21 protein-coding genes are annotated in these 22,591 nt (G+C 37.8%); 19 read left to right on the top strand and 2 right to left on the bottom strand.

Features of this window, described 5'->3' with window-relative positions:
* Positions 1–18 precede the first annotated feature (18 nt).
* The 12 genes from ACFX4N_RS04950 to ACFX4N_RS04895 all read left to right on the top strand — a co-directional run bounded on the left by ACFX4N_RS04950 (position 19) and on the right by ACFX4N_RS04895 (position 14,547).
* Positions 19–1,416 carry a glycoside hydrolase family 28 protein gene (locus tag ACFX4N_RS04950; protein WP_301264308.1) on the top strand — a complete coding sequence of 466 codons (1,398 nt, stop codon included), beginning with the start codon at positions 19–21 and terminating at the stop codon, positions 1,414–1,416.
* A gap of 614 nt (positions 1,417–2,030) precedes the next feature.
* On the top strand, positions 2,031–3,986 hold the full coding sequence (locus tag ACFX4N_RS04945; RefSeq protein ID WP_192100706.1) for a beta-galactosidase: 1,956 nt from the start codon (positions 2,031–2,033) through the stop codon (positions 3,984–3,986).
* 84 nt (positions 3,987–4,070) lie between these two features.
* Positions 4,071–5,435 carry a glycoside-pentoside-hexuronide (GPH):cation symporter gene (locus ACFX4N_RS04940; protein ID WP_043981959.1) on the top strand — a complete coding sequence of 455 codons (1,365 nt, stop codon included), beginning with the start codon at positions 4,071–4,073 and terminating at the stop codon, positions 5,433–5,435.
* A gap of 117 nt (positions 5,436–5,552) precedes the next feature.
* Positions 5,553–5,798, top strand: a complete 246-nt coding sequence (locus ACFX4N_RS04935; protein WP_013082790.1) for a DUF2164 domain-containing protein — start codon at positions 5,553–5,555, stop codon at positions 5,796–5,798.
* Between the two features lie 243 nt (positions 5,799–6,041).
* A complete protein-coding gene (locus tag ACFX4N_RS04930; RefSeq protein ID WP_029321266.1) occupies positions 6,042–7,538 on the top strand; it encodes a CoA transferase in 1,497 nt (498 codons plus the stop codon).
* A gap of 416 nt (positions 7,539–7,954) precedes the next feature.
* Positions 7,955–8,152, top strand: coding sequence for an IDEAL domain-containing protein (locus ACFX4N_RS04925; protein ID WP_013056608.1), 198 nt, complete (start codon positions 7,955–7,957; stop codon positions 8,150–8,152).
* Between the two features lie 226 nt (positions 8,153–8,378).
* Positions 8,379–8,798 carry a universal stress protein gene (locus ACFX4N_RS04920; protein WP_057274853.1) on the top strand — a complete coding sequence of 140 codons (420 nt, stop codon included), beginning with the start codon at positions 8,379–8,381 and terminating at the stop codon, positions 8,796–8,798.
* 514 nt (positions 8,799–9,312) lie between these two features.
* On the top strand, positions 9,313–10,689 hold the full coding sequence (locus ACFX4N_RS04915) for a sensor histidine kinase (protein ID WP_274589553.1): 1,377 nt from the start codon (positions 9,313–9,315) through the stop codon (positions 10,687–10,689).
* 1 nt (position 10,690) lies between these two features.
* Positions 10,691–11,371 (top strand): response regulator transcription factor, encoded by a 681-nt coding sequence (locus ACFX4N_RS04910; RefSeq protein WP_192100708.1) that lies wholly within the window; start codon positions 10,691–10,693, stop codon positions 11,369–11,371.
* A 119-nt stretch (positions 11,372–11,490) separates the two neighbouring features.
* On the top strand, positions 11,491–11,823 hold the full coding sequence (locus tag ACFX4N_RS04905) for a metal-sensitive transcriptional regulator (RefSeq protein WP_013056612.1): 333 nt from the start codon (positions 11,491–11,493) through the stop codon (positions 11,821–11,823).
* A gap of 14 nt (positions 11,824–11,837) precedes the next feature.
* The gene (copZ, locus tag ACFX4N_RS04900; RefSeq protein WP_013056613.1) at positions 11,838–12,044 is read left to right on the top strand and encodes a copper chaperone CopZ; all 207 of its coding nucleotides are present in this window, start codon (positions 11,838–11,840) and stop codon (positions 12,042–12,044) included.
* Positions 12,045–12,129: 85 nt separating this feature from the next.
* Positions 12,130–14,547, top strand: coding sequence for a heavy metal translocating P-type ATPase (locus ACFX4N_RS04895; RefSeq protein WP_192100709.1), 2,418 nt, complete (start codon positions 12,130–12,132; stop codon positions 14,545–14,547).
* 138 nt (positions 14,548–14,685) lie between these two features.
* On the opposite strand, the gene ACFX4N_RS04890 is transcribed toward ACFX4N_RS04895, so the two are convergent.
* Positions 14,686–15,114: a hypothetical protein gene (locus tag ACFX4N_RS04890; protein ID WP_057274857.1), complete on the bottom strand. Its 429-nt coding sequence runs from the start codon at positions 15,112–15,114 to the stop codon at positions 14,686–14,688.
* A 228-nt stretch (positions 15,115–15,342) separates the two neighbouring features.
* Between ACFX4N_RS04890 and ACFX4N_RS04885 the strand changes: the two genes are divergently transcribed.
* The 4 genes from ACFX4N_RS04885 to ACFX4N_RS04870 all read left to right on the top strand — a co-directional run bounded on the left by ACFX4N_RS04885 (position 15,343) and on the right by ACFX4N_RS04870 (position 18,455).
* Positions 15,343–15,900, top strand: coding sequence for a YdhK family protein (locus tag ACFX4N_RS04885; RefSeq protein ID WP_057237198.1), 558 nt, complete (start codon positions 15,343–15,345; stop codon positions 15,898–15,900).
* Positions 15,901–16,236: 336 nt separating this feature from the next.
* Entirely contained in the window at positions 16,237–17,544 is a 1,308-nt protein-coding gene (locus ACFX4N_RS04880; RefSeq protein WP_013056617.1) for an MFS transporter, read from the top strand.
* 263 nt (positions 17,545–17,807) lie between these two features.
* On the top strand, positions 17,808–17,987 hold the full coding sequence (locus tag ACFX4N_RS04875; protein WP_013056618.1) for a hypothetical protein: 180 nt from the start codon (positions 17,808–17,810) through the stop codon (positions 17,985–17,987).
* 147 nt (positions 17,988–18,134) lie between these two features.
* Entirely contained in the window at positions 18,135–18,455 is a 321-nt protein-coding gene (locus ACFX4N_RS04870; protein WP_013056619.1) for a 2Fe-2S iron-sulfur cluster-binding protein, read from the top strand.
* Between the two features lie 225 nt (positions 18,456–18,680).
* Here ACFX4N_RS04870 and ACFX4N_RS04865 read toward each other — a convergent pair whose 3' ends face one another.
* Complete coding sequence (locus tag ACFX4N_RS04865; protein WP_057274860.1) at positions 18,681–19,247, bottom strand: peptidoglycan-binding domain-containing protein; 567 nt, start codon at positions 19,245–19,247, stop codon at positions 18,681–18,683.
* Positions 19,248–19,798: 551 nt separating this feature from the next.
* Between ACFX4N_RS04865 and ACFX4N_RS04860 the strand changes: the two genes are divergently transcribed.
* From ACFX4N_RS04860 to ACFX4N_RS04850, 3 genes are all read left to right on the top strand, one after another.
* Positions 19,799–20,791 (top strand): YibE/F family protein, encoded by a 993-nt coding sequence (locus ACFX4N_RS04860; RefSeq protein ID WP_057274948.1) that lies wholly within the window; start codon positions 19,799–19,801, stop codon positions 20,789–20,791.
* Positions 20,788–21,552, top strand: coding sequence for a YibE/F family protein (locus tag ACFX4N_RS04855; protein ID WP_057274861.1), 765 nt, complete (start codon positions 20,788–20,790; stop codon positions 21,550–21,552). The genes ACFX4N_RS04860 and ACFX4N_RS04855 overlap by 4 nt, the downstream gene beginning before the upstream one ends.
* Positions 21,553–22,226: 674 nt before the next feature.
* Complete coding sequence (locus tag ACFX4N_RS04850; RefSeq protein WP_013056623.1) at positions 22,227–22,577, top strand: ArsR/SmtB family transcription factor; 351 nt, start codon at positions 22,227–22,229, stop codon at positions 22,575–22,577.
* The last annotated feature ends 14 nt before the right edge of the window (positions 22,578–22,591 follow it).

Raw genomic sequence — 22,591 nt, 5'->3', positions numbered from 1 at the left:
ACGAAAGGAGAAAAGCTAGTGAAAAAATATGTGCTTTCTTTGTTTGTGATGACTCTTATGCTTGTTTTACCGTTTTCTGCCCAAGGGGAAGCTCTTTCAGCAAGTGAAAAAATAACAGCAGTTAAAGAACAAATTCAGCCTCCTTCATTTCCAAACCGTACGTTTAATATTAAGCGGTACGGAGCAGCAGGAGATGGAAAGTCTGATTCAACGGCTGCTTTTAAAAAAGCAATCGAAGCGGCTAACAAAGCAGGAGGAGGGCGTGTTGTTGTTCCACCAGGAACTTATGTTACCGGTGCGATTTATTTAAAAAGCAATGTAAATCTTCATGTAATGAAAAAAGCTACGATTAAGTTTAGTCAAAATCCTGACAAATACTTACCTGCTGTCTTAACAAGATGGGAAGGCGTGGAGCTATATAATTATTCACCGCTTATCTATGCTTATAACGAAAAAAATATTGCGATTACAGGAGAAGGTACGTTAGATGGACAGGGTGATAACGAACATTGGTGGCCCTGGAAAGGAAAAAAGGAGTTTGGATGGAAAGAAGGCGAGCCGAATCAACAGCAAGATCGCGATTTGCTGTTTAAAATGGCAGAAGAGAAAGTTCCTGTTAAAGAGCGCGTATTTGGTAAAGGGCACTATTTGAGACCTAGTTTTATTCAGTCTTATCACAGCAAAAATATCATGATAAAAGGCGTAACTATTTTAAATTCGCCAATGTGGCAAATCAATCCCGTCTTAAGCGAGAACATTTTAATTGATGATGTAAAAATTATAGGTCATGGTCCTAATAATGATGGAGTAGACCCTGAATCGAGTAAAAATGTGCTTATTAAAGATTCTTATTTTGACAATGGAGATGATTGTATTGCGATTAAGTCGGGGCGTAATGCAGATGGAAGAAGAATCAACGTACCAAGTGAAAATATTATTATTGAAGGAAACGAAATGAAAGATGGCCACGGGGGCGTTGTGATCGGCAGCGAAATATCAGGAAGCGTTCGGAACGTATTTGCTCAGCACAATGTTATGGACAGTCCCAATCTAGACCGGGCGCTGCGCATTAAAACAAATTCCGTTCGCGGCGGAACGATTGAAGATATCGACTTTAGCAACAATACGGTCAAAAGCGTTGGCAGTGAAGTGATTCAAATAGACATGTACTATGAAGAAGGAGACACAGGGAATTTTACGCCCGTCGTTCGTAATATCAACATAGAAAATTTGCAAAGTAATGGAGGGAAATACGGTTTATGGGTTCGAGCCTATGAACGTTCTCCCGTTACAAACCTAACAATTCGCAATTCTAATTTCCAGCATGTTGCAACACCATTGTTAATGGAAAATGTAGAGAATCCTGTGTTTGAAGAGTTTTGTATAAATGGAAGCTGCATGAATACAAACCGTTAGAAGGTATGTTCTATGTTCACAATCAGCTGCAAGGCAGAGGTGGGACAACAGTATTTTAGCACAAGAAGTAGCCGCACAATTAATCGAGATTATTGATTAATTGTGCGGTATTTTTTGTTGTGAGGGTGAACGTAGGTTTAATATATTAATAATGGTAAAAACCTGCTCTTTAATTTTTGCTATTTTATAGATAAGTCAAATGACTTCTGCTAATTGATAGATAACATGTGTAAAAGAAATGACTTTTGATGATGGTTTTCTTAGCAATTTATTACCTAAATGTGGATATGGAAAGTATGAGAGGAGATATATAAAAGAATCATAAAAACATTTGTCTCTGTAAGCGTTTTATTATTTGTTTTAATAAAGAGCAAAAAAAGGATGTTTTTCTCTAAATTTTTACCATTGAATATTTTGAATAAAGTTCATAAAATAAACTTGTAAGCGTTTTAAAAGATTAGGAAGTATGTATCTTGAAAGTTGAATAGAGATTTATTTATGAAGAAAATAAATGTGATTTTTTTGCTTTTGATTACCGTTTCCGAGTAGACCTTAACAGTTAGCAGCAAATCGTTCATTTAATGAAATAAAGTAATAGATAGGAGTAGAGAAAAATGTACATCGGCGTCGATTATTACCCTGAACATTGGCCAGAGAATATGATAGAAGAAGATATCCAAGGCATTAAAGAGCTAGGATCAAACATGGTGAGAATAGGAGAGTTCGCTTGGCACCTTATGGAGCCTAAAGAAGGGCACTATGACTTTTCCTTTTTTGATAGCGTTATCAATAAACTTAAAAAACAGAATATTGATGTTATGTTTGGTACGCCTACTGCCACTTTTCCGGCTTGGCTTGCGAAGCAGCATCCTTCCATTTTATCAAAAGATGAAAACGGGGCGGTCAGAGCCTTTGGAGGAAGACGTCAATATTGTTTTAATTCGCCTCTTTACCGGAAGTATAGCGCCCAGATTACAGAACAACTCGTAAAGCACTACTGCTCAGAAGAAGCAATCGTAGCATGGCAAGTTGACAATGAATTTGGCCATGAAGGCAGTGACATGTGTTACTGCGAACAATGTCATAAAGAGTTTCAGCAGTTTTTGGAAAGAAAATATAAAGATATTAATGAGCTAAATGAAAAGTATGGCACTATTTTCTGGGGACAAACATATAACGAGTTTACTGAAGTGCCTATGCCTGTAAAAACAATTACGACACACAGCCCTTCGCTAAAGCTTGACTGGGCGCGCTTTCGCTCTTTTTCATTAAACAGATACGCTCACGAACAAACGGCGATTGTGAAGAAATATAAAGGTGATCACCAGCTGTTGACAACGAACGTATCAGGAGGCTTCTTTGATAAATGGTTTGATCATGAAGAAAATCTAGAAGCAATGGACTTTGTATCCTATGACAATTATCCGGTATGGGGCGGTCAAACAGAGCCAATTACTCCGGCTCATATTGCACTAGGGCATGATTTTAATAGAGGCTTGCTACATAAAAACTTCTGGATTGTAGAGGAATTAATGGGCGCTCAAGGTCATGATGTCATCGGTTATCTTCCGCGACCTAACCAGGCAAAGATGTGGTCTTATCAGGCTTTTGCTCATGGATGTACGAATATGCTGTATTTCCGTTGGCGCGGAATGACAAGAGGAGCCGAGCAGTACTGCTATGGAGTTGTAGGTCATGATAATCATTATGGAAGACGCTACAAAGAAGTTCAGTCGTTATTTAGTGAAATCGTTCATTACGAACATGTACTTGAGTCTGATATTAAATCCGATGTTGCCGTTTTGTATGACTATGAAAATATATGGTCATGGCGCTTTCAGCAGCAAAGTGAAGGATTTGACTTTACGCAAGAGCTTCTTAGAGGATATACACCGTTTTATAAGCTGAATACACCTATTGATGTTATTCCTGCTTCGAGAGATTTTTCAAGCTATAAAGTACTGGTTGTTCCGGCTTTGCAAATCATTGATGAAGAACTAGGTAAGATATTTACTGAATTTACTGAAAACGGCGGCGTGATTATTTTTACTTTTAGAACCGGCATTAAAGACAAACAAAATAACATTCATTTTAAACAGACGCTCCCGGGATATGTAAAAGAAATAACAGGAATTGAAATTCATGAAGTGGAAGCACTGTCTTCTACTCAAAAAGCAGCTATTAAAGGAAAAGGACCGTATGAAGGAGAAGAATCAAGTGCGTCCGTGTGGAGAGATATTATCACGCCTGTAACAGCTGAAGTGCTGTATGAGTATGATGATCCATTTTATAATCAAGCAGCTGTAACAAAAAATCAGTTTGGTCGCGGAACGGTTTATTATGTAGGCTGTGGAATTGAGGAGCAAACGTTTGAAAAAATTGCGCTTGATATTGTGAAACAGCAACATATTGAGCATAGAGAAAGTGAAGATGGAATTGAAGTATATCCTCGCAAGCTTGGAGAGAAAAGTTATTACTTCCTTATGAACCATACGTCAGAAGTAAAAGTATTTAAAGATATTGTTCTGCAGCCTTACGAAAGTCGAGTTGTGGAAAATATACAGCCGTAATAGAAGACTAGAATCTCATAAAGCAATGAGATTCTAGTCACCAATGATATGAAAGCGTTTTATAGGAGAAGGGAGTTAAGTTATATGAGCATGGGGGTACAGTCAAAAGTTTCTCTAAAAACCGTATTATCATACGGAATGGGGAGTTTTGGAAACAATATTATTTATGCATTAACAAGTACATATTTAATGATTTTTTATACGGATAGCGTAGGATTAAATGCCGCAGCTGTAGGAACTTTATTTCTTATTGCTAGGATATGGGATGGAATTGCAGACATTATTATTGGAATGATTGTTGATAATACAGAAACGAGATTTGGTAAGTTTAGGCCTTACCTGTTAATAGGCGGATTTTTTGCAGCCGTTGCTACAGTCGCGTGTTTTATTAGTCCTGATCTTTCTCATACAGGAAAATTAATTTATGCTTATATCACTTATATCGCGTGGGGAACAAGTTTTGCTATCATGGATATTCCCTATTGGTCGCTTTCAGCAACGATTACACAAGATGTAAAAGAACGAAATAAAGTAGTGGCTTTTCCTAGAACCATTGCAGCAGTAGGGTCTTTATTTGCTAGTTTATTAACTCTTCCACTAGCTCATTATTTTGGAAACTGGTTTATGCTTAGTCTTATTTATGCTTGTATTTTAATGATTACAATGATCATTACATTTTCAGGAGTAAAAGAAAACTATACCGTAAAAAGACAGGAAAAGCAGACGCCAAAAGCAGTTTGGAACTTATTTATTCAAAATAAACCGCTGCGCTACCTGATTTTCTCGATGCTCTTAGTTGAAACGATTTTAACAATTCGAACTACTTTTTCTATTTACTATTTTAAATACAATCTAAATGCAGAGAACATCGCGTCTCTTTATTTAACCTTATTTTTTACAGCACAAATTGTAGGGGCGATTGCGTCTCCTTTTATTTCAAATAAATTTGGAAAGAAACGTGCAGCAATAGGGGGGATTGCGCTAAATGCTGTAGCCACTCTTACAATGTTTGCAACGGGTTTCCACGTTATGCCAGTGATGATTTTAAGCTTTTTAGCTTCTTTTGGCGGTGGAGTTAGTAACATTGCTCAAACATCTATGCTCGCTGACTGTGTAGAATACGGCGAATGGAAAACGGGGAACCGAGCAGAAGGAATGGTGTTTTCTACGAATATTTTCAAAACAAAGGTCGCTTCAGCAGTGGGTGGAGCAGTAGGGGGGTATATCCTTTCAGCAGTAGGGTACGTGCCAAATCAAATTCAGTCACACAGCACACTCATTTGGATTGCTTTAATCTTTACGATTATTCCGGGTATTCTCTGTTTGTTATCACTTGTCCCACTCGTAAAATATGAGTTGACGGAAAAGAGATATCTAGAAATTTTACAAGATATGAAAAAACGCTCAAGCCGCATAAAAGAAAAACCGGCTATGAAGGTGTCTAGCTAATTAAAATTAGCATCAGCATTGTACACAAAAACAACAAGAAAAAAAGACTGCATTTTCTCAGCTCCTCTTGCTATGATGTCAGGTAGACAGATATCAATGTAAAGAGGAGTTTTGTTTATGTTTATTAATTTTTCAAAAGAAGACAAAGATAAAATGCTGAATGAAATTCAAACGTTTTTTTATAACGAACGAGATGAAGAAATAAGTGAATTTGCAGCGGAAAATGTATTAGAGTTTATTAAAGAACATATCGGTCCTCACTTTTATAACCAAGCAATTAAAGATGCGGAAGATATTATGAACCAAGTCATGCTTTCTGCAGAAGAAAATTTACATGCATTAAAAAAACCAATCGAAAAGTAGTTCAAAAAAGAAAATATGAAATAGGAAAAAAGCGTTTTATGTACAAAAACATAAAGCGCTTTTGTTTGTCTGTGAAACAAATTATTTGTTCGCATAAGTGATATATGATACATTCGTTTTAAGGTAATATTAACGTTAACGTAAAGGTTATATTTAAAGTGTTTTGATTTAACTCCATGAGGGCATAACTTCAGCAAGCAGGGACATAATGAGGTAATTATATTAGGAAAGAAGGGACTATACGTGAGCAACATTACGAAAGATCAGCTAACAAAATCTATTGTGAAAGCAAATGAAAATCGTTTAACGGATAATAGTGATTTTGATATCTATCAAGAGCTTGAAAATGTGCTTCAAGGAGTAGGTTTATCAGCAAAAGACAGTGGAGGAAACATTACGTTTTACGGAGAAGATCCGGTTGTTCCTAGTACGCTGCGCCTTGCCTCAGCAGCAGCTATTGCACTAGTTGCTAAATCAGTAGCTGTCTCAAAAATTTGGAGAATACGCGGAGGAAAAGGTCAAGATATTCATATGGATTTACGAAAAGCTATCCGAAGATTATCACCTTTTTACGATAAAAAATGGGAAAAGCTTAATGGGTACGCACCAAGTAAAGCAAATGATCCATATAACCCATTAGGCTTTCGCTTTTATCAAACAAAAGATGACAAATGGGTGATGCCGCTGAATCCATATCCACGCTCCAAGCATGAAACGCTAAAGCTGTTAAATTGTATAGAAGACCCTGATGCAGTGGCAAAAGCAATTCGCGGATGGAATGCAGAAGAATTAGAAAAAGCTGCAGCGGAGCGAGGAGTTATCATGCCTGTTGTGCGGACAATTGAAGAGTTTATGAATGAGTCCGTGTATGAAGAAGTAGCGCAACTTCCTTTAATTGAAATTGAAAAGATTGGAGAAAGTGAGCCGATTCCTTTTTCAAAAGATCCTAAAACGCCGCTAGATGGTATTCGAGCATTAGGGCTTGGTCATGTTATTGCGGGAGCAGGATTTGGTAGAGCTCTTGCCTTACACGGTGCGGACGTCTTAAATATTTGGAAGCCAACGGATTGGGAGCATGATACGATTTACGCTACGTCTAATGTCGGTATGCGCTCTTCAACGCTGGATATCGGTGAAAAAGAAGGAAAAGAAAAAATGGTTGAACTTCTAAAAGAAGCCGATATCTTTTTTGCGAACCGTCGATACGGATTTCTAGAGAGATACGGTCTAACAGCTGAAGAGTGTGCAGAACTAAAACCAGGAATCATCCACTGCACCGTTAACCTGCACGGAACGCAAGGAGAGTGGGCAAAAAGAAATGGATTTGATCAGACAGCGGGAAGTGTAACGGGAGTCATGGCGTTAGAAGGATCGCCAGAAAATCCTAAGCTGCCTCCTATTGTAGTTGTCAATGATTATGCGGTTTCTTGGTTGCTTGAAGTTGGTGCTTTAATGGCACTGGAAAGAAGAGCAAAAGAAGGAGGCAGCTACCGCGTGCGTGTATCATTGGATCGCGTATCTTTATGGATTTTATCAATGGGCATCTATGACAAAGCGTACGCTCATCAAACAGCTGGTTCGTCAGAGAAGCACGAGTACATTGCACCGGATCTCTTTACAGCCCAAACACCTTTAGGATTGTACCAAGGGCTTACAGAACAAATTGAAATGTCGGAAACTCCAGGGAAATATAAGACGGTTCTGGTTCCTCGAGGTTCTTCATGCCCAGAGTGGTTGTGATATCAAGAGGCTGAGACAAAAGTATTTTAGTTGAAGGAAAATCCGAACGATGAATCGAGATTCTTGATAAAGGATCCAACTCGTTCGGATTTTTTCATGGCGATGGTGAACGTGGATTTTGTATCTTCTGTTGCTTCTAGCTGTTGATTGGAGGGCAAGGCGAAGACTCCTGCGGGAAAAGCGAAACAGGTGAGACCCCGCAGGAGTGTAAGCGATGAGGAGGCTCACCGGCCGCCCACGGAAAGCGAAGCCTTGCACGGAAATCAATTCAATTCGCTCGCCTTTGGATTAAAATGATTTGGGTATGTCCAAACCTCATTTTGAGAGGCACATTTAAAATGAAAAATAAGAAAAAATATTTGAATAATTATATGATTTCTTATATAATAGCGAAAAGGATGAGGAGTTGACTTGTAATGGAAAACTATACGTCCCGCAAAATGACACAAGAAGAAGTAAAAGTATCAGACGCGACAGCAGCTCAACTAGTGCTAAACAAATCTCTTCGTGACTTTAAAAAAGCACAGCTTTTACTGCAAATTGATCAGTCTTTAGAAAAAAGAGATAAAGAAACTTTTTTACGTTTAACTGAAGAGTTAAAAGAAGTTTGTTAAATAACCTACTAACATAAACGATCAGCCTTTGCTTCTAGTGAGCAAAGGCTTTTTATATGGAAAAAAACGGATAAATGTTTTGTTTTTTCTGAAAGCGGTAAAAGTATAGTATGGATGATAAAGCAAAAATCAAGAAGTCTCTTACTTTATTATTTTTTGCTTTATCATCTACAGCATCTAGATGGCAGCGCATCACGAAAGAACAAAAAGAGAGAGGGTTCTTTATATGTATAACAAAATCTTAGTCGCCTTTGACGGTTCGGCACCTTCTATTCGTGCTCTTCAACATGCAAGTAAACTAGCTAAAAGCGTAAATGCTAATAAGCTGACAATTGTACATATTAAGGAAAGAATTCACTTGCAGCAGCCTGTTTTTAGCGTTGACTTAGACGCACTGATAGAAGAAGAAAATCGCGATATTTTATCTGAAGCTCACAATCATTTAACTCAATCAGGTATTCCATATAAGGCATACGGTTTAGAAGGCACCGCTTCAAAGAAAATTATCGAATACGCACATGACAATCAACAAGACGTCATTGTAATAGGAAGTCAAGGAAAGGGCTTTGTTAAAGAGACATTTTTAGGAAGTGTAAGTCACGAAGTTGCTCAATCCGCAGAATGTCCTGTTATCATTGTTAAATAAAAAGAGGCTGAGACAAAAGTATTTTAGTTGAAGGGAAATCCGAACGATGAAGTGAGATTCTTGATGGAGAATCCAACTCGTTCGGATTTTTTGTTGATTTTATTGATATGGTGAAGGTAGGTTTCCTGTATATAGGTGCTTCTAGCTGTGGATTGGAGGGCAAGAGGAAGACTCCTGCGGAAAAAGAGGCATAGGTGAGACCCCGCAGAAAGCGAAGTCTTGCATGGAAATCAACCGCGGTGGAACAAGCGATACCTACTAGCTTCTTTATTTTATTTGTTCTGTAGGTTGGATGGATTTCGTTATGTCTCCATCTTTTTTTGCGTTTGGATTATGTAGTGCTGCGTGCTTAGTGAGTTCGAAATTTACTGTATGATAAACGTACTTTATACGCTAAGCTGTCAGATACCTGTGGTAAACTGTCAGAGAATAATGGTTATTTAATCAGGTATGCTTTATTCTGCACAGTTTCTTCAATTATTACTTTTATAATGAAAGCAAAGGATGTGAATAAATGAATAGAATTTCTATTAAGCTTGGACTCTTATTTTTAATGTTCATTTTACTAATTGAAGCTGCGCTCTTTTTTTACTTATATAGCGGTCTTGCCAACACACGAATTTCAGAGGAATTAGAAAGTTTGCGTTTAAGAGGAAACAGTCACCGGGAAGTACTAGAGAAGCATCATGATTCGGCTACGCTTAACCATGTTGCACTGATGGAATCTGAAGCAGAAACTGATGTTGTCATAACGGATAAAACAGGAAAGATTATCAGTTCGTCTAGGCCTTTAATTCAAGGTGCAAGAAAAGCAGTAGAGAAATGGAAAGGAAAGTCTCTTACATACAAAGGTGAAATTATGCAAGGCGACTGGAAAAGCAAACCTTATATCGCCACAGCATCACCTATTGAAAAAGGCCGTCAGCAGTTTGGAACGGTTTATATGTTCAAAAACACAAATGATATTCACGAAATGATTGCGAGACTACAGCATCATTTTTACGTAGCAGGAGCTGTTTCCATTTTATTTTCGATTGTGACTATTTTTGCTCTGTCTAAATTTATAACCGCTCCTTTAATCAAGATGAAAAAAGCAACAGAGAAGCTGAGTCAAGGAGATTTGTCTGTAAAGCTTGGTGCTCATTCAAGAGATGAACTTGGCCAATTAGGAATGTCCATTCAGTCGCTAGCGAATGAGCTGCAGCGGTTACGAAAAGAGAGAAATGAATTTTTAAGCAGCATTTCACATGAACTTCAAACTCCTTTGATGTATTTAAAGGGCTATGCGGACGTAGCGAGAAGGCCTTCTAATACACCGCAAGAACGTGATAAATATCTTGCCATTGTGGAAGAAGAAGCGGAAAGAATTTCACAGTTAGTCAAAGATTTGTTTCAGCTGGCGCAGCTGGATCAGCACACATTTTTTATTCAAAAACAAAAAGTAGAACTGGCTACGTATTTGCACACCATATGCGCGCATTTTAATTTAGCTTTAAAAGAAAAAGAGATGGAGCTGGACATAAGCTGCTCTCAAGGCCTTTACATTTCACTAGATCCTGAAAGATTTCAGCAAGTGATTATCAATTTACTTGATAACGCAATGAAATATTCAAAAGAAGGGACTAAAATTGATTTAATTGTAAAAAAATCAGCTGAATCATTGACAATAACTCTTAAAGATCAAGGAATAGGCATTCCAGAAAAAGATCTGCCTTACGTATTTGACAAGCTGTATCGAGTGGAAAAATCCCGCTCGAGAAAAAGCGGAGGTTACGGATTAGGCTTATCAATTGTAAAAGAGATTGTAGAAGCTCATGGAGGAGAAATAACAATCATAAGCAAGGTGGGAAAAGGAACGACTGTAGAGATTGCATTAAGAGAGGATGGATAGGATGGCCACTATTTTATTAGTAGATGATGAAGCAAGGATGCTGGATTTACTAGAACTTTATCTTCTGCCAAACGGATTTACATGTATAAAATTTGAAAAAGGCACAGAAGCGCTGCGCTATCTTTATGAAGGTAACAAAGCAGATTTGATGTTATTAGATATTATGATGCCAAGCGAAGATGGGTGGGAGATTTGTCAAAAAGTAAGGAAAATGTCTGATCTACCGGTCATTATGCTCACAGCCCGCAGCCAAACGTTAGATGTAGTAAAAGGATTAAATATAGGGGCAGACGACTATATTACTAAACCGTTTAGCGAAGAAGAATTGGTTGCACGCATCAGTGCGGTTCTTAGACGTTCCTTAAAAGAAAAGAATGAAATCACCTATAAAGGGTTAGTATGGAGCAAGGAAGACCACGTATTACAATATAAAAATCAGCACATTCAAGTGACGCCTAAAGAGTTTGAATTAGTGGGATTACTTCTTCAGCATTTAAATCGTGTGTTCAGCCGGGACGACTTGCTTGTGTTAGTGTGGGGATATGAGGCGGAGATTGGAGACCGTACTATTGACTCTCATGTGCGAAATGTTCGGGATAAGCTAAGAAAAGCGGGCTTTCCTGTAGACGAATACCTGCAAACCGTATGGGGAATAGGCTATAAGTGGGTTGATGTTAGTTGAAAATGATATAAGCATAGCTGGTGAAATTGGTGAAAAGATAAAGTAAGCAGAAGCGAGCTTTTTTCTTTACATAGGGTAGGGGGGTATAGTATCATGAAGTTATGAAGGGAGGATGTTAGATGGTCGAAGCGAATCACATGAATAGTGAAGAAAAATGTTGTACGATAAATAGTGAAAGAAAAAGTCACCATTCTCCAGAAGTGAAAAAAAATCTAACAAGCCGATTAAATCGAATTGAAGGACAAATTCGAGGAATTAAAGGATTAATTGAAAAAGATACGTATTGTGACGACGTGATTACTCAAATCGCAGCTGCGCAGTCTGCTTTAAATAGTGTAAGTAAAATTTTGCTTGAAGGCCACTTGAAGCATTGCATTGTAGAACGTGTGCAAGATGGTGATGAAGAAGTAGTGGATGAATTATTAACAACCATTAAACGATTAATGAAATAAAGGAGATGCTAGAAATGGAAAACGTAACATTATCAGTAAAAGGAATGTCTTGCGGTCATTGTGTCAAAGCTGTTGAAGGCGGCGTAGGCGAACTTAATGGCGTTAAAAGCGTAGAAGTAAGCTTAGAAGATGCAAAAGTAACGGTTGCATTTGATCCAAGTCAAGTAACGGTCGAAGATATTAAAGAGGCTATTGATGACCAAGGTTATGACGTAGCATAAACAGCATCGCGTGCGAATACCTTCGCACGCTTGATTTAGGAAAAATATATACCCCTTATAGGTATATGACAGGAGGCGAAACGTGATGGGTGATAAACAAAAAGAAGCCACCTTGCAAATTACAGGTATGACATGTGCAGCATGTTCTAACCGAATTGAAAAAGGATTAAAAAAAATAGAAGGTGTAAAAGAAGCAAACGTGAATTTGGCTTTGGAAAGATCTACTATCGTATTTGATCCGTCTAAAACAAGTCCACAGGTCTTTGAAGAAAAAATCGAAAAGCTTGGGTATGGAGTTGTAAGTGAAAAAGCCGAATTTGCTATTACGGGCATGACGTGCGCCGCTTGTTCGACTCGTATTGAAAAAGGGTTAAACAAATTAGAAGGCGTGACAAAGGCAAGCGTTAATCTTGCTTTAGAAACGGCTTCTGTTGAATACAGCCCTTCTCAAATAGCTCCGCAAGATATAACGCAGCGAGTTGAAAAACTTGGATACGGAGCAAAGCTAAAGTCAGAAGAAAAAGAAGAAGAGCAAAGCTACAGAGAAAAAGAACTCAGTAAACAAAAAGGGAAGTTTTGGTTTTCATTGATTTTAAGCGTACCGTTATTGTGGGCAATGGTTAGCCATTTTACGTTTACATCGTTTATTCCTTTGCCTCATATGCTGATGAATCCATGGGTTCAGCTCGCTTTAGCTACGCCTGTTCAATTCGTGGTAGGGAAGCAATTTTATGTAGGCGCATTTAAAGCTCTTCGTAACAAAAGCGCCAACATGGATGTTTTAGTAGCACTGGGCACAAGCGCAGCTTATTTCTACAGTCTATACTCTTCTCTTAAATCGCTTGGGTCATCTGCTCATACAGATCAGCTTTACTATGAAACGAGCGCTATATTGATTACGCTGATTCTTTTAGGAAAGTTATTTGAAGCAAACGCCAAAGGCCGTTCTTCAGAAGCAATTAAAAAGATGATGGGCTTACAGGCTAAAACGGCCGTTGTCATAAGAGACGGAGCGGAAGTTGAAATTCCAGTGGAAGAAGTCCAAAAAGGCGAAGTTATTTTTATTAAGCCTGGTGAAAAAGTGCCTGTAGACGGAGAGATTATTGAAGGGCAATCGGCCTTAGATGAGTCCATGCTGACAGGTGAAAGCGTACCGGTAGATAAAAACATTGGAGATAAAGTAATTGGGGCCACACTTAATAAAAATGGTTTTCTGAAAATAAAAGCTACAAACATTGGAAAAGAGACGGCGCTTGCGCAAATTATTAAAGTAGTAGAAGAAGCGCAGGGGTCTAAAGCGCCTATTCAGCGATTAGCTGATTATATCTCAGGTATATTCGTGCCAATTGTAGTCGGAATTGCACTTCTTACTTTCTTTGTTTGGTATATTTGGATTGCGCCTGGCGAATTTGCACCGGCTTTAGAAAAGCTTATTGCCGTACTAGTGATTGCATGTCCATGCGCGTTAGGCTTAGCTACTCCAACTTCCATTATGGCGGGGTCGGGCCGCGCAGCAGAATTTGGTATTTTATTCAAAGGCGGCGAGCATTTAGAAGCAACGCATAAAATCGATACGATTCTTTTAGATAAAACGGGAACTGTTACAAATGGAACCCCCGAGTTAACCGATGTACGTATTGCACAAGGCTACGAAGAAAATGAGCTATTACAGTTAGTTGCATCGGCTGAGCGTTTGTCGGAGCACCCTCTCGCTCAAGCACTCGTAGCAGGTATAAAAAATAAAGGTATAGAGATTCAAGAACCGTTATCTTTTGAAGCTATTCCAGGGTATGGAGTAAAAGCAACTGTACAAGAGCGAGAGCTGTTAGTGGGAACAAGAAAGCTTATGAACCAGTATAAAGTGAATATTGATACAGCCTTAGAAGAAATGACAAATTTAGAACAAGAAGGAAAAACGGCCATGCTCGTTGCTCTTGACGGAAAATATGCCGGCATGCTTGCTGTTGCAGATACCATTAAAGCAACTTCTAAAGAAGCAGTTTCCAGGTTAAAAGAAATGGGCTTAGAAGTGATGATGATTACAGGTGATAATCGTCAAACAGCTCAGGCTATTGCGATGCAAGCGGGTATTGAGCATGTTATAGCAGAAGTGTTGCCAGAAGGAAAAGCAGAAGAAGTGAAAAAGCTTCAGCAGCAAGGTAAAAAAGTCGCAATGGTAGGAGACGGTATTAACGATGCTCCTGCACTTGCGTTAGCTGATATTGGAATGGCCATCGGAACAGGAACGGATGTAGCGATGGAAGCCGCTGATATTACGCTGATGCGAGGAGACTTGATGAGCATTGCAGCTGCGATTGAAATGAGTAGAAAAACGATTTCTAATATTAAGCAAAACTTATTCTGGGCAATGGGCTACAACACGCTTGGTATTCCAATTGCAGCAGTTGGGCTGTTAGCTCCTTGGGTCGCTGGAGCCGCGATGGCCTTTAGTTCTGTATCGGTTGTATTAAATGCACTGCGATTGCAGAGAGTGAGACTATAAGATATGAAAAAGTGGATCATCTCAGCTATTTTGTACGTGCTCGCAGTCATAGCAGTATATGCTATGTGGGCAATATAAACTAAAAAATATTGGAGTCATCGAGCCACTCTCGGTGAAAGTGATCCAAAAGCAAAGCTGCTAAAGAATATTCTTTAGCAGCTTTGTTAGGTGCAAGGAATTTTTTTGGCTTAATTCATACCCTTTAAGATGAAGGTCCTGGGGATACTTTTGATGAGCAATTAACACATCGCGTCCATCATCCATAATCCAAATGAAATAATGACGGCTAGAACCATCTCCATAGGTAATGGTCATTTTGCAATCAATACTCTCAGCAGATTCTTCATCTAAGAGAATGTTCATATGCTGTGCCTTTTTTATGCTATTGGTGAATGCATTCATATCTTGTTCATCGATAAATGTTTTGAGCGTTTTCATTTTAATGGACGTTACTTCTATCTTTTGTACGCTAGATGAGAGCGTGGAGTGTGCGGAAGCAAAGGGGGCTCCCATCACCAAGCTAAACGCAAGTAAGAGTGAGGATAGAGCAAAGCGTATTTTTAGCATGTTTCTTTCCTCCTTTTATTTTTATACTTTTTCCTTGTGGTAAGTGTTTCATACGAAGGCCTTTTTTAGGCACAGGAATTTTTCGTACCCAATTACCTTCATCTTCACAAAATCTGCACAAAGTCTGGCTACAATAAAGAAAAGTAGAAGAGTAGGCAAAGATAAGTTGTTTTTAAGGATTAAATGATTTTTATTTTAAAATTTATTATGTGGAAAAGAGGGACTGTTATGAAAAAACAGCTATTTATTCTTGGTGCATCTGTCATTATTGGACTAAGCGGATGCGGAAACGATTCTAGTCATGAAAAGCCTTCAACTGACAAAAACGAATCCATGCACGATCACTCAGAGATGAATCACTCTAGTTCAGGAGAGGTTCCAAAAGGATTAAAGCAAGCTGAGAATCCAACATATAAAGTTGGAGATAAAGCCGTTATAAAAGCAGATCATATGAAAGGCATGAACGGGGCTGAAGCAACGATTGTTGGTGCTTACGACACTACGGCCTATACTGTTTCGTATACGCCAAAGACTGGCGGCAAAAAAGTAAAAAATCATAAGTGGGTTATTCAAGAAGAAATAAAAGATGCGGGTAACGAACAGTTAAAGCCAGGTAGCGAAGTGACGATTGAAGCAGATCATATGAAAGGTATGAAAGGGGCAAAAGCAACGATTGATTCAGCCGAAAAAACAACGGTGTATATGGTAGACTACAAACCGACTACAGGCGGAGAGAAAGTAAAAAATCACAAATGGGTAACCGAAAGTGAACTTTCAACCAAATAGACTGTTAGCGAAAAAAGAGGCTGGTACAAAAGTATTTTAGGTGAAGGAAGGTCCGAACGATGAATCGAGATTCTTGATTGAGAATCCAACTCGTTCGGATTTTTTCATTGTTATGGTGAACGCAGGTTTCATGTAGGTAGTGGCTTCTAGCTGTAGTTTGGATTGATTTAGTTATGACTCAATCTCTTTTTGTTTACTTCTTGTTTTATGTTTTATAATGATGAATTTCTGACATGATGTATGAAGAAAACGCATGTTTCTTTCAAAAGAAGTTGCGGTATTAAGTAGAATGCTGCGGTAATAAAACGAACAAACTACTGATGAAAGGAGCTAGCTATGAGTGAACATACAGTAAAGCGAACAGGACGCACACGATGGTTCATTTCATCTTTGTTAAGCAGTATGATTATTTTAAACTATTTTGATCGTGTAGCGGTGTCAGTAGCCGCTCCTGCAATACAAGATGCATTTCACTTAACAGGAACAGAGCTCGGAATTGTCTTTTCTATTTATACGTATTCTTATACGATCATGCAAATACCTGCCGGAAGCTTGCTTGATCGGTTCGGAGTAGCTTGGGTGACAAGAGTCGGTATGGTGATTTGGAGTTTATTAACGATGTCGATGGCTTTTTTGCAAGGAAAACTTCTTCTCTATATTGTCCGGTTTTTAATAGGAATAATGAGTGCTTCCGCATTTCCGGCAGCATCAAAAGCTACGTCGCTATGGTTTCCTCCAAACGAAAGAAGCTTACCAAATTCTTTGTTTGATTCAGCGGCCAAATTTTCAAATGTACTTGGCGCGCCTCTTGTAGCGTTTCTCATCACCAAATTTGATTGGCGCACAGCATTTTTATCCATTGGAATTATAAACGTGCTGTTTACGCTGCTGTTTTGGTTTTATTACGAAAAGCCAGAAAAGCATAGACGTATATCAGATGATGAGTTGAAGTATATTCAAGAAAATAATCTAAATGCAAACGATGAGCAAACATCAAAATTTTTACATACCTTAAAAGTATTATTTACGAATCGGAAAGTTTGGGGGCTCATGATTGGGTTTACAGGCTATGGATATACGTTTAATTTACTGTTAACGTGGCTGCCAACTTTTTTAAAAGAAAAATACGGTATGGATATCATGTCATCGGGCCTGCTTACGGCAGTACCTTGGCTAATTGCTACATTTGCTGGCATTTTAGTTGGCGGCTGGCTTGTTGATTACCTTATAAAAAAAGGGTATAACAGTCAAAATGTATATCGTACGATCATTGTAGTAGGGTTATGCTTAGGGTTTGTGTTTTTAGGCTCTATTTTCACCGATAATGTCGTCGTAGCGATGATTTGTATTTCGATTGGACTGGCAGGTATATCTGCAACGGCACCAATCGGCTGGTCTATTTCTGCTGAAATTGCGCCTGCAGGCTCTATTTCTCTTCTCAGTTCTATTGTTAATTTAGCTAATAATTTGTTTGGTGGAATTATAGCTACAGCTTTAACGGGATATCTTTTAGATAAAACTGGTTCTTTTAATCTAAGCTTTATTGTAGCGGGAATTGTATTGTTGCTAGGCTTAATTTTTTATATTTATGTGCTTGGAGATATTAAACAAATTAAAATTCCAAAAAAACAACATATAAAGTAAAAAGCTCGAGACAAAAGTAGTGCAGGTAAAGTCAGACACGAACTATTTATCATGAATGGATGAATAGTTCGTGTTTTTTATGATCATGGTGAATTTGTTTGTCTGAAATTTAAGATAGGTGCGTATTTTAAAATAGAATTGTTAGTATAGCATGTTCTTAAAAAGGTTAAGCTGGTTTTTATGAAGAAATTCTGTGTCTATTTTTGTGATTTCAGCAGAAGTAGATATGAACCGCACTATAAAAAATAGAAAGGCAGAGGAACATGGATCACAAAGAAAGTGAAAACAACACTGAGTTAAAACAAAGCCACTCATTAAAGGAGCCTCAACGCGTAGAATTATCTAAGTATCAAATTTTAAAAGCACTGATACCTGTTATTATACTTGGGATTGTCGTTTTAGTTGCCGTATTACAAAATGATGGTCTTCTTAATTGGATCTAGGCATGCAAAAGGGGCCTGTAACGTACAAACAAGCGTCGCAATCAGTAGAAATAAGGGATTGTAACTTATTTAGGCATGCAATAAAAAGAAACTGCATATAGTGTAATTTAAATCGCTTGTACACAGTAGAGGGAAAGAGGGAGATACATGCCAAGAGTAACCGTTTTAGGACACGGAAGTTTTGAAGTGGAAAAAGGAAAAAAGCTTGTCTTGGCACTTGAAGACAATGGTATAAATATTCTTCATCGGTGCGGCGGGAAAGCTAAATGCACGACTTGCAGGGTAGAAGTGCTCGAAGGTGAATATTGTGATTTAACACACGCGGAGAAAAATGCATACTCAGAAAGTTCAATTGAAGATCACTTGCGCTTATCATGTCAAATTCGTGTAAATGAAGATATCACCGTTCGACCAATACTAACGGTAGAGAGCTCAGGACGAGAAGCAGGACCTCGACCCGCAGAGTAGTCATGTAATTGCAAAAAGCAGCGCGTGGAATGTTTACATGCTGCTTTTTGTATTTTTACCTAAAAAAATAACAAGAACAGCGACGGGGAGTAACAGCTGTTCTTGTTCAAGTAAAATACCTACGGAATGATTCCTTTAAATTTTAGCATTCTGTAAGGCGGGCAGTAAATCACTCAAAAGAGTGATTATAAAGGTTTTTTTGCGAACCGTTATTTGTAAATAGATTTAATTGGATGCTTCAATCACATCTCCATTTTTGTAAATGTGATACCACCCTATGGTACCTGATCCGCCTTGATCCATCCAGTCTTTGTTTTTTGCTAAGAATCTGTAGTAAGCTTTATCGTTGTTATCTTTCCGTAAGCGGTCGTCTGTACTGAAGACAATGTTGTCACCGAGCTCTTTTTTACCGAATGTAATAGCTGTGCTGACAGGAAATTGCTTTCTTTCTACCTTGTTCTCATCTAAAGCTGCCCATGTTAAGGGACCCACAATACCATCTGGAGACAAGCTGTGATCGATTTGAAATTCTTTTACTACATTTTGTGTTTGCGTACCGAAAATTCCATCAACTGATGTGTTATACTTCACATCTTTTAAGCTTTGCTGTAAGTCCTTTACGTAGCTAGAGTGAGAACCTTTACGAAGCGTAGGCCTTGTTCCTGCTTTAGTTTCAATTTTTTGTGAGTAGGTATCTTTAGCAGCTGCTTCAGTAGTTGGAGTGCTGAATGCTACGCATGTTGTTACAAGGGTGAGAGTAGAAAGCATGACAAGTGTTTTTTTCGTTAACATGAAATAACCTCCTTGTTTTTAGCAACTATTTGTCGCTTTTCATGAGTTTTATAACTAATCAGTAGCTATAAAGTCAATTTATTATAGCGCAGACAGTTTTCTATTTGTTTTTATATTCCTATGATTATATAAGATAGTCATAAAAAACTAGTGAAGTAGATAAATCGTTCTATGTTTTCACTATAATTTCACTTTTCTCTGATACAGTACGGAATGAAAAATAGCATGTGGAGTGTCTTGCATGATCATAGTGTGTTTTGCTGTATAGCGCCCATAATAAATAAACGAATGAAAAGACTGCAAAGGGTCTTAGATCTCTTTGCAGTCTCTTCACGTTCAAGAGCTCTGCGTTCAAATAATAACCAGAAAGGAATTATGTGATGTCACCTCTGTATTCCCAGCATATAAGGAATCTTTTTTCGAAGCAAAAGTTTAATAAATTATCGCGTAAACAAATCTTTCTCTATATACTAGGAATTTGCTGTTTGTGTATAGCGCTAATAGTAACAAACCACAATTATTCTCTTTATAAAAAACCAATAGCTGAGGTAGTGAAGACGAATGTTGTAGAAAAAAACAAATCTGCTGATTTAAATCACAACAAAGATACCGTATATTCTCAAAAAATTGTTGCTAAAATCATGAACGGAAAATACAAAGGGAAGCTTATTCATTTAGAGAATACGTACTCATACTCAGGTGCTTATGATCAAAAGTACACTGTCGGAACAGATCTTTTTGTCTCCTTAGAAAAGAATTCACAGCATGCTTTAAGCGGCACGATTGAAGGAGTGAAGCGGGACGCGCAGGTTACCGCTGTCGCAGGCTTATTTATACTGATTTTGCTGGCGATTGGAAAAAAACAAGGTTTTTATTCAATTATCAGCTTACTTATTAATATTGTTCTTTTAATCGGAGCCTTGAATGTATATCTAGCACTAGGGAATGTGAGCTTGCTAGCTGTATGTATTGTTGCGGTCGTTCTTTTTACGGTTATTTCTTTATTATTAGTAAGCGGTAATCAAGAAAAAACGCATGTAGCAATTATTTCAACTTTAATAGGTACGTTTATTTCTCTGTTAATTGCATACATCGTCATGCAGCTAACAGATTCTAATGGTCTTCATTATGAAGGAATGGAGTTTGTGACGATTCCTCCTCAAAAAATATTTATGAGTGAGGTACTAATTGGATCTTTAGGAGCTGTCATGGATGTAGCTATTACGATTACTTCTTCTGTCTATGAACTATATGAAAAGAATAAAGAGATAGCGCACAAAGACTTACTAAAATCGGGCAAGGAAATTGGCGGAGACATCATGGGAGCCATGACGAATATTTTATTTTTTTCATATATAAGTGGAACAATTCCAATGGTTCTTCTTTATTTAGAAAACGGCTCTCCTTTAGGATACACATTTTCGATGAATTTCTCGTTAGAGTTAATCCGTGCTCTTACTGGCAGTATTGGCATTGTGCTAACGATTCCAATTACACTCTATCTTTCGATTCTTTTTATTTTTAGGAAGGGGAACAGAAAGTGAACGTTTTACTATTGCTTGCTCTTATTTTATTTATTTTGATGAGTATTGTGGGCGGAAAAAAAGGGGTTAGATCGTTCCTTGCTTTGTTCTTGAATTTTGGCGTTATTTTTCTAACCATTCTCTTTATGCTGTCTATAAAAAATACGATTATTGTTACGTTAATCGCTTGTACAATCATTAGCTGCATTAATTTATTTTATATTAATAAATTCAATCATAAAACGCTTGCTGCGTTTGTTTCAACGATTATTACCTTAGCCTTTTTAGTACTCTTTATTTTTATCATTGAACATCATGCCATGATTCAAGGGTTTGGAGAAGAACAAGAAGAAGAAATTAACGCTTTTTCACTTTACGTTGGAATTGACTTTGCTAAAATAGCCATTTGTACCATTATTATGGGAGCCATAGGAGCAATCATTGATATTTCGCTATCTATTTCATCTTCTATGAATGAATTATTTGTTCATGATCCGTCCGTAACTAAAAAAAATCTCTTCAATTCAGGATTGAAAATCGGAAGAGATATTTTAGGCACCACAACCAATACACTGTATTTTGCATTTGTAGGGGGATATTTAACTTTAATTATATGGTTTAAGAGATTGTCGTATTCGTTTGGAGATATTATCAATTCAAAAACCTTTTGTGCAGAAGTCATTTCTATCTTGAGCGGAGGCATTGGTGTAGCTATTATTATTCCGATTACTTCTTGGATTAGTGCTTCTATTTTCTTACAACAAAGAGAAAAAGCGAAGTAAGTTCTGAAATAAGCGGATTAATTAAAAAGAGGCCGGGACATAACTAAATGAATCCAACCTAAAGATGAACAAATGAGATACATGAGCTGAACCGCTTATGACACCGCAGTTGATTTCCGTGCAAGGCTTCGCTTTCCGCGGGTGGGCGATGAGCCTCCTCGTCGCTTGCGCTCCTACGGGGTCTCATCTGTCCCGCTTTTCCCGCAGGAGTCTTCGCCTTGCCCTTCAATCAACTGCTAGAAGGAACGAAACAGATGAAGCAGTATTCACCATAACCAAAAAAACGAACCACTCATCGAACATGTTGATCAATGGTTCGTTTTTTATTTGGGCTAAAATACTTTTGTCCCAGCCTCTTTTTGTGACAAAGTTTAAATGAAAAGACAGCTTAACGAGAATTAACGAGAATTCATGAATTTCAAAAAGATAAGACAGGAAAAAGGACAGTTGGGGCAGCTGACAGGATGAATCTTATGATGAAAATTGTCAACTATATAAATTACATCTATTAAAAAACAGCCTAAGAATCAGACCTAGTTATTATTCTTCATAGTTCATCCATTGCATTTTGCTAGAAGAGTTGTAAATAATATATAAATCAATTATAGTAATGAGCATTAATACATAAGCACATTATTATCTATCAACTGAAAGGGAGTAGGAGGTATTCATTAATGAGCACAAAATCTATAGATAGTATTGAAAAGGCAGCCCAAATCTTAAAATTATTGGGAGATAAAACAAGGCTTTCGATGGTGAAATTAATAGAGAACAATGAATGCTGTGTGTGTGAGTTCGTAGATATCTATCAAGCTAGCCAACCTTCAATTAGTCAGCATTTACGAAAATTAAGAGATGCTGAACTTGTGAAGGAAAGAAGAAAAGGGCAATGGGTTTTTTATTCTCTTAATAAAGAAAGCCAGTACTATGAGTTTGTTCTGGGCATACTTGAATCTGTACCAAGTCAGGACGAACGTTTAAAAGAGCTGGAAAAACAAGGACTGCGTATTAGTTGTTGTGAATAATTGGAGGTTTAAAA

The sequence above is a fragment of the Priestia sp. YIM B13551 genome (assembly GCF_042787905.1).
Taxonomy (GTDB): domain Bacteria; phylum Bacillota; class Bacilli; order Bacillales; family Bacillaceae_H; genus Priestia.
This window is presented reverse-complemented; position numbering and strand designations above follow the sequence as displayed.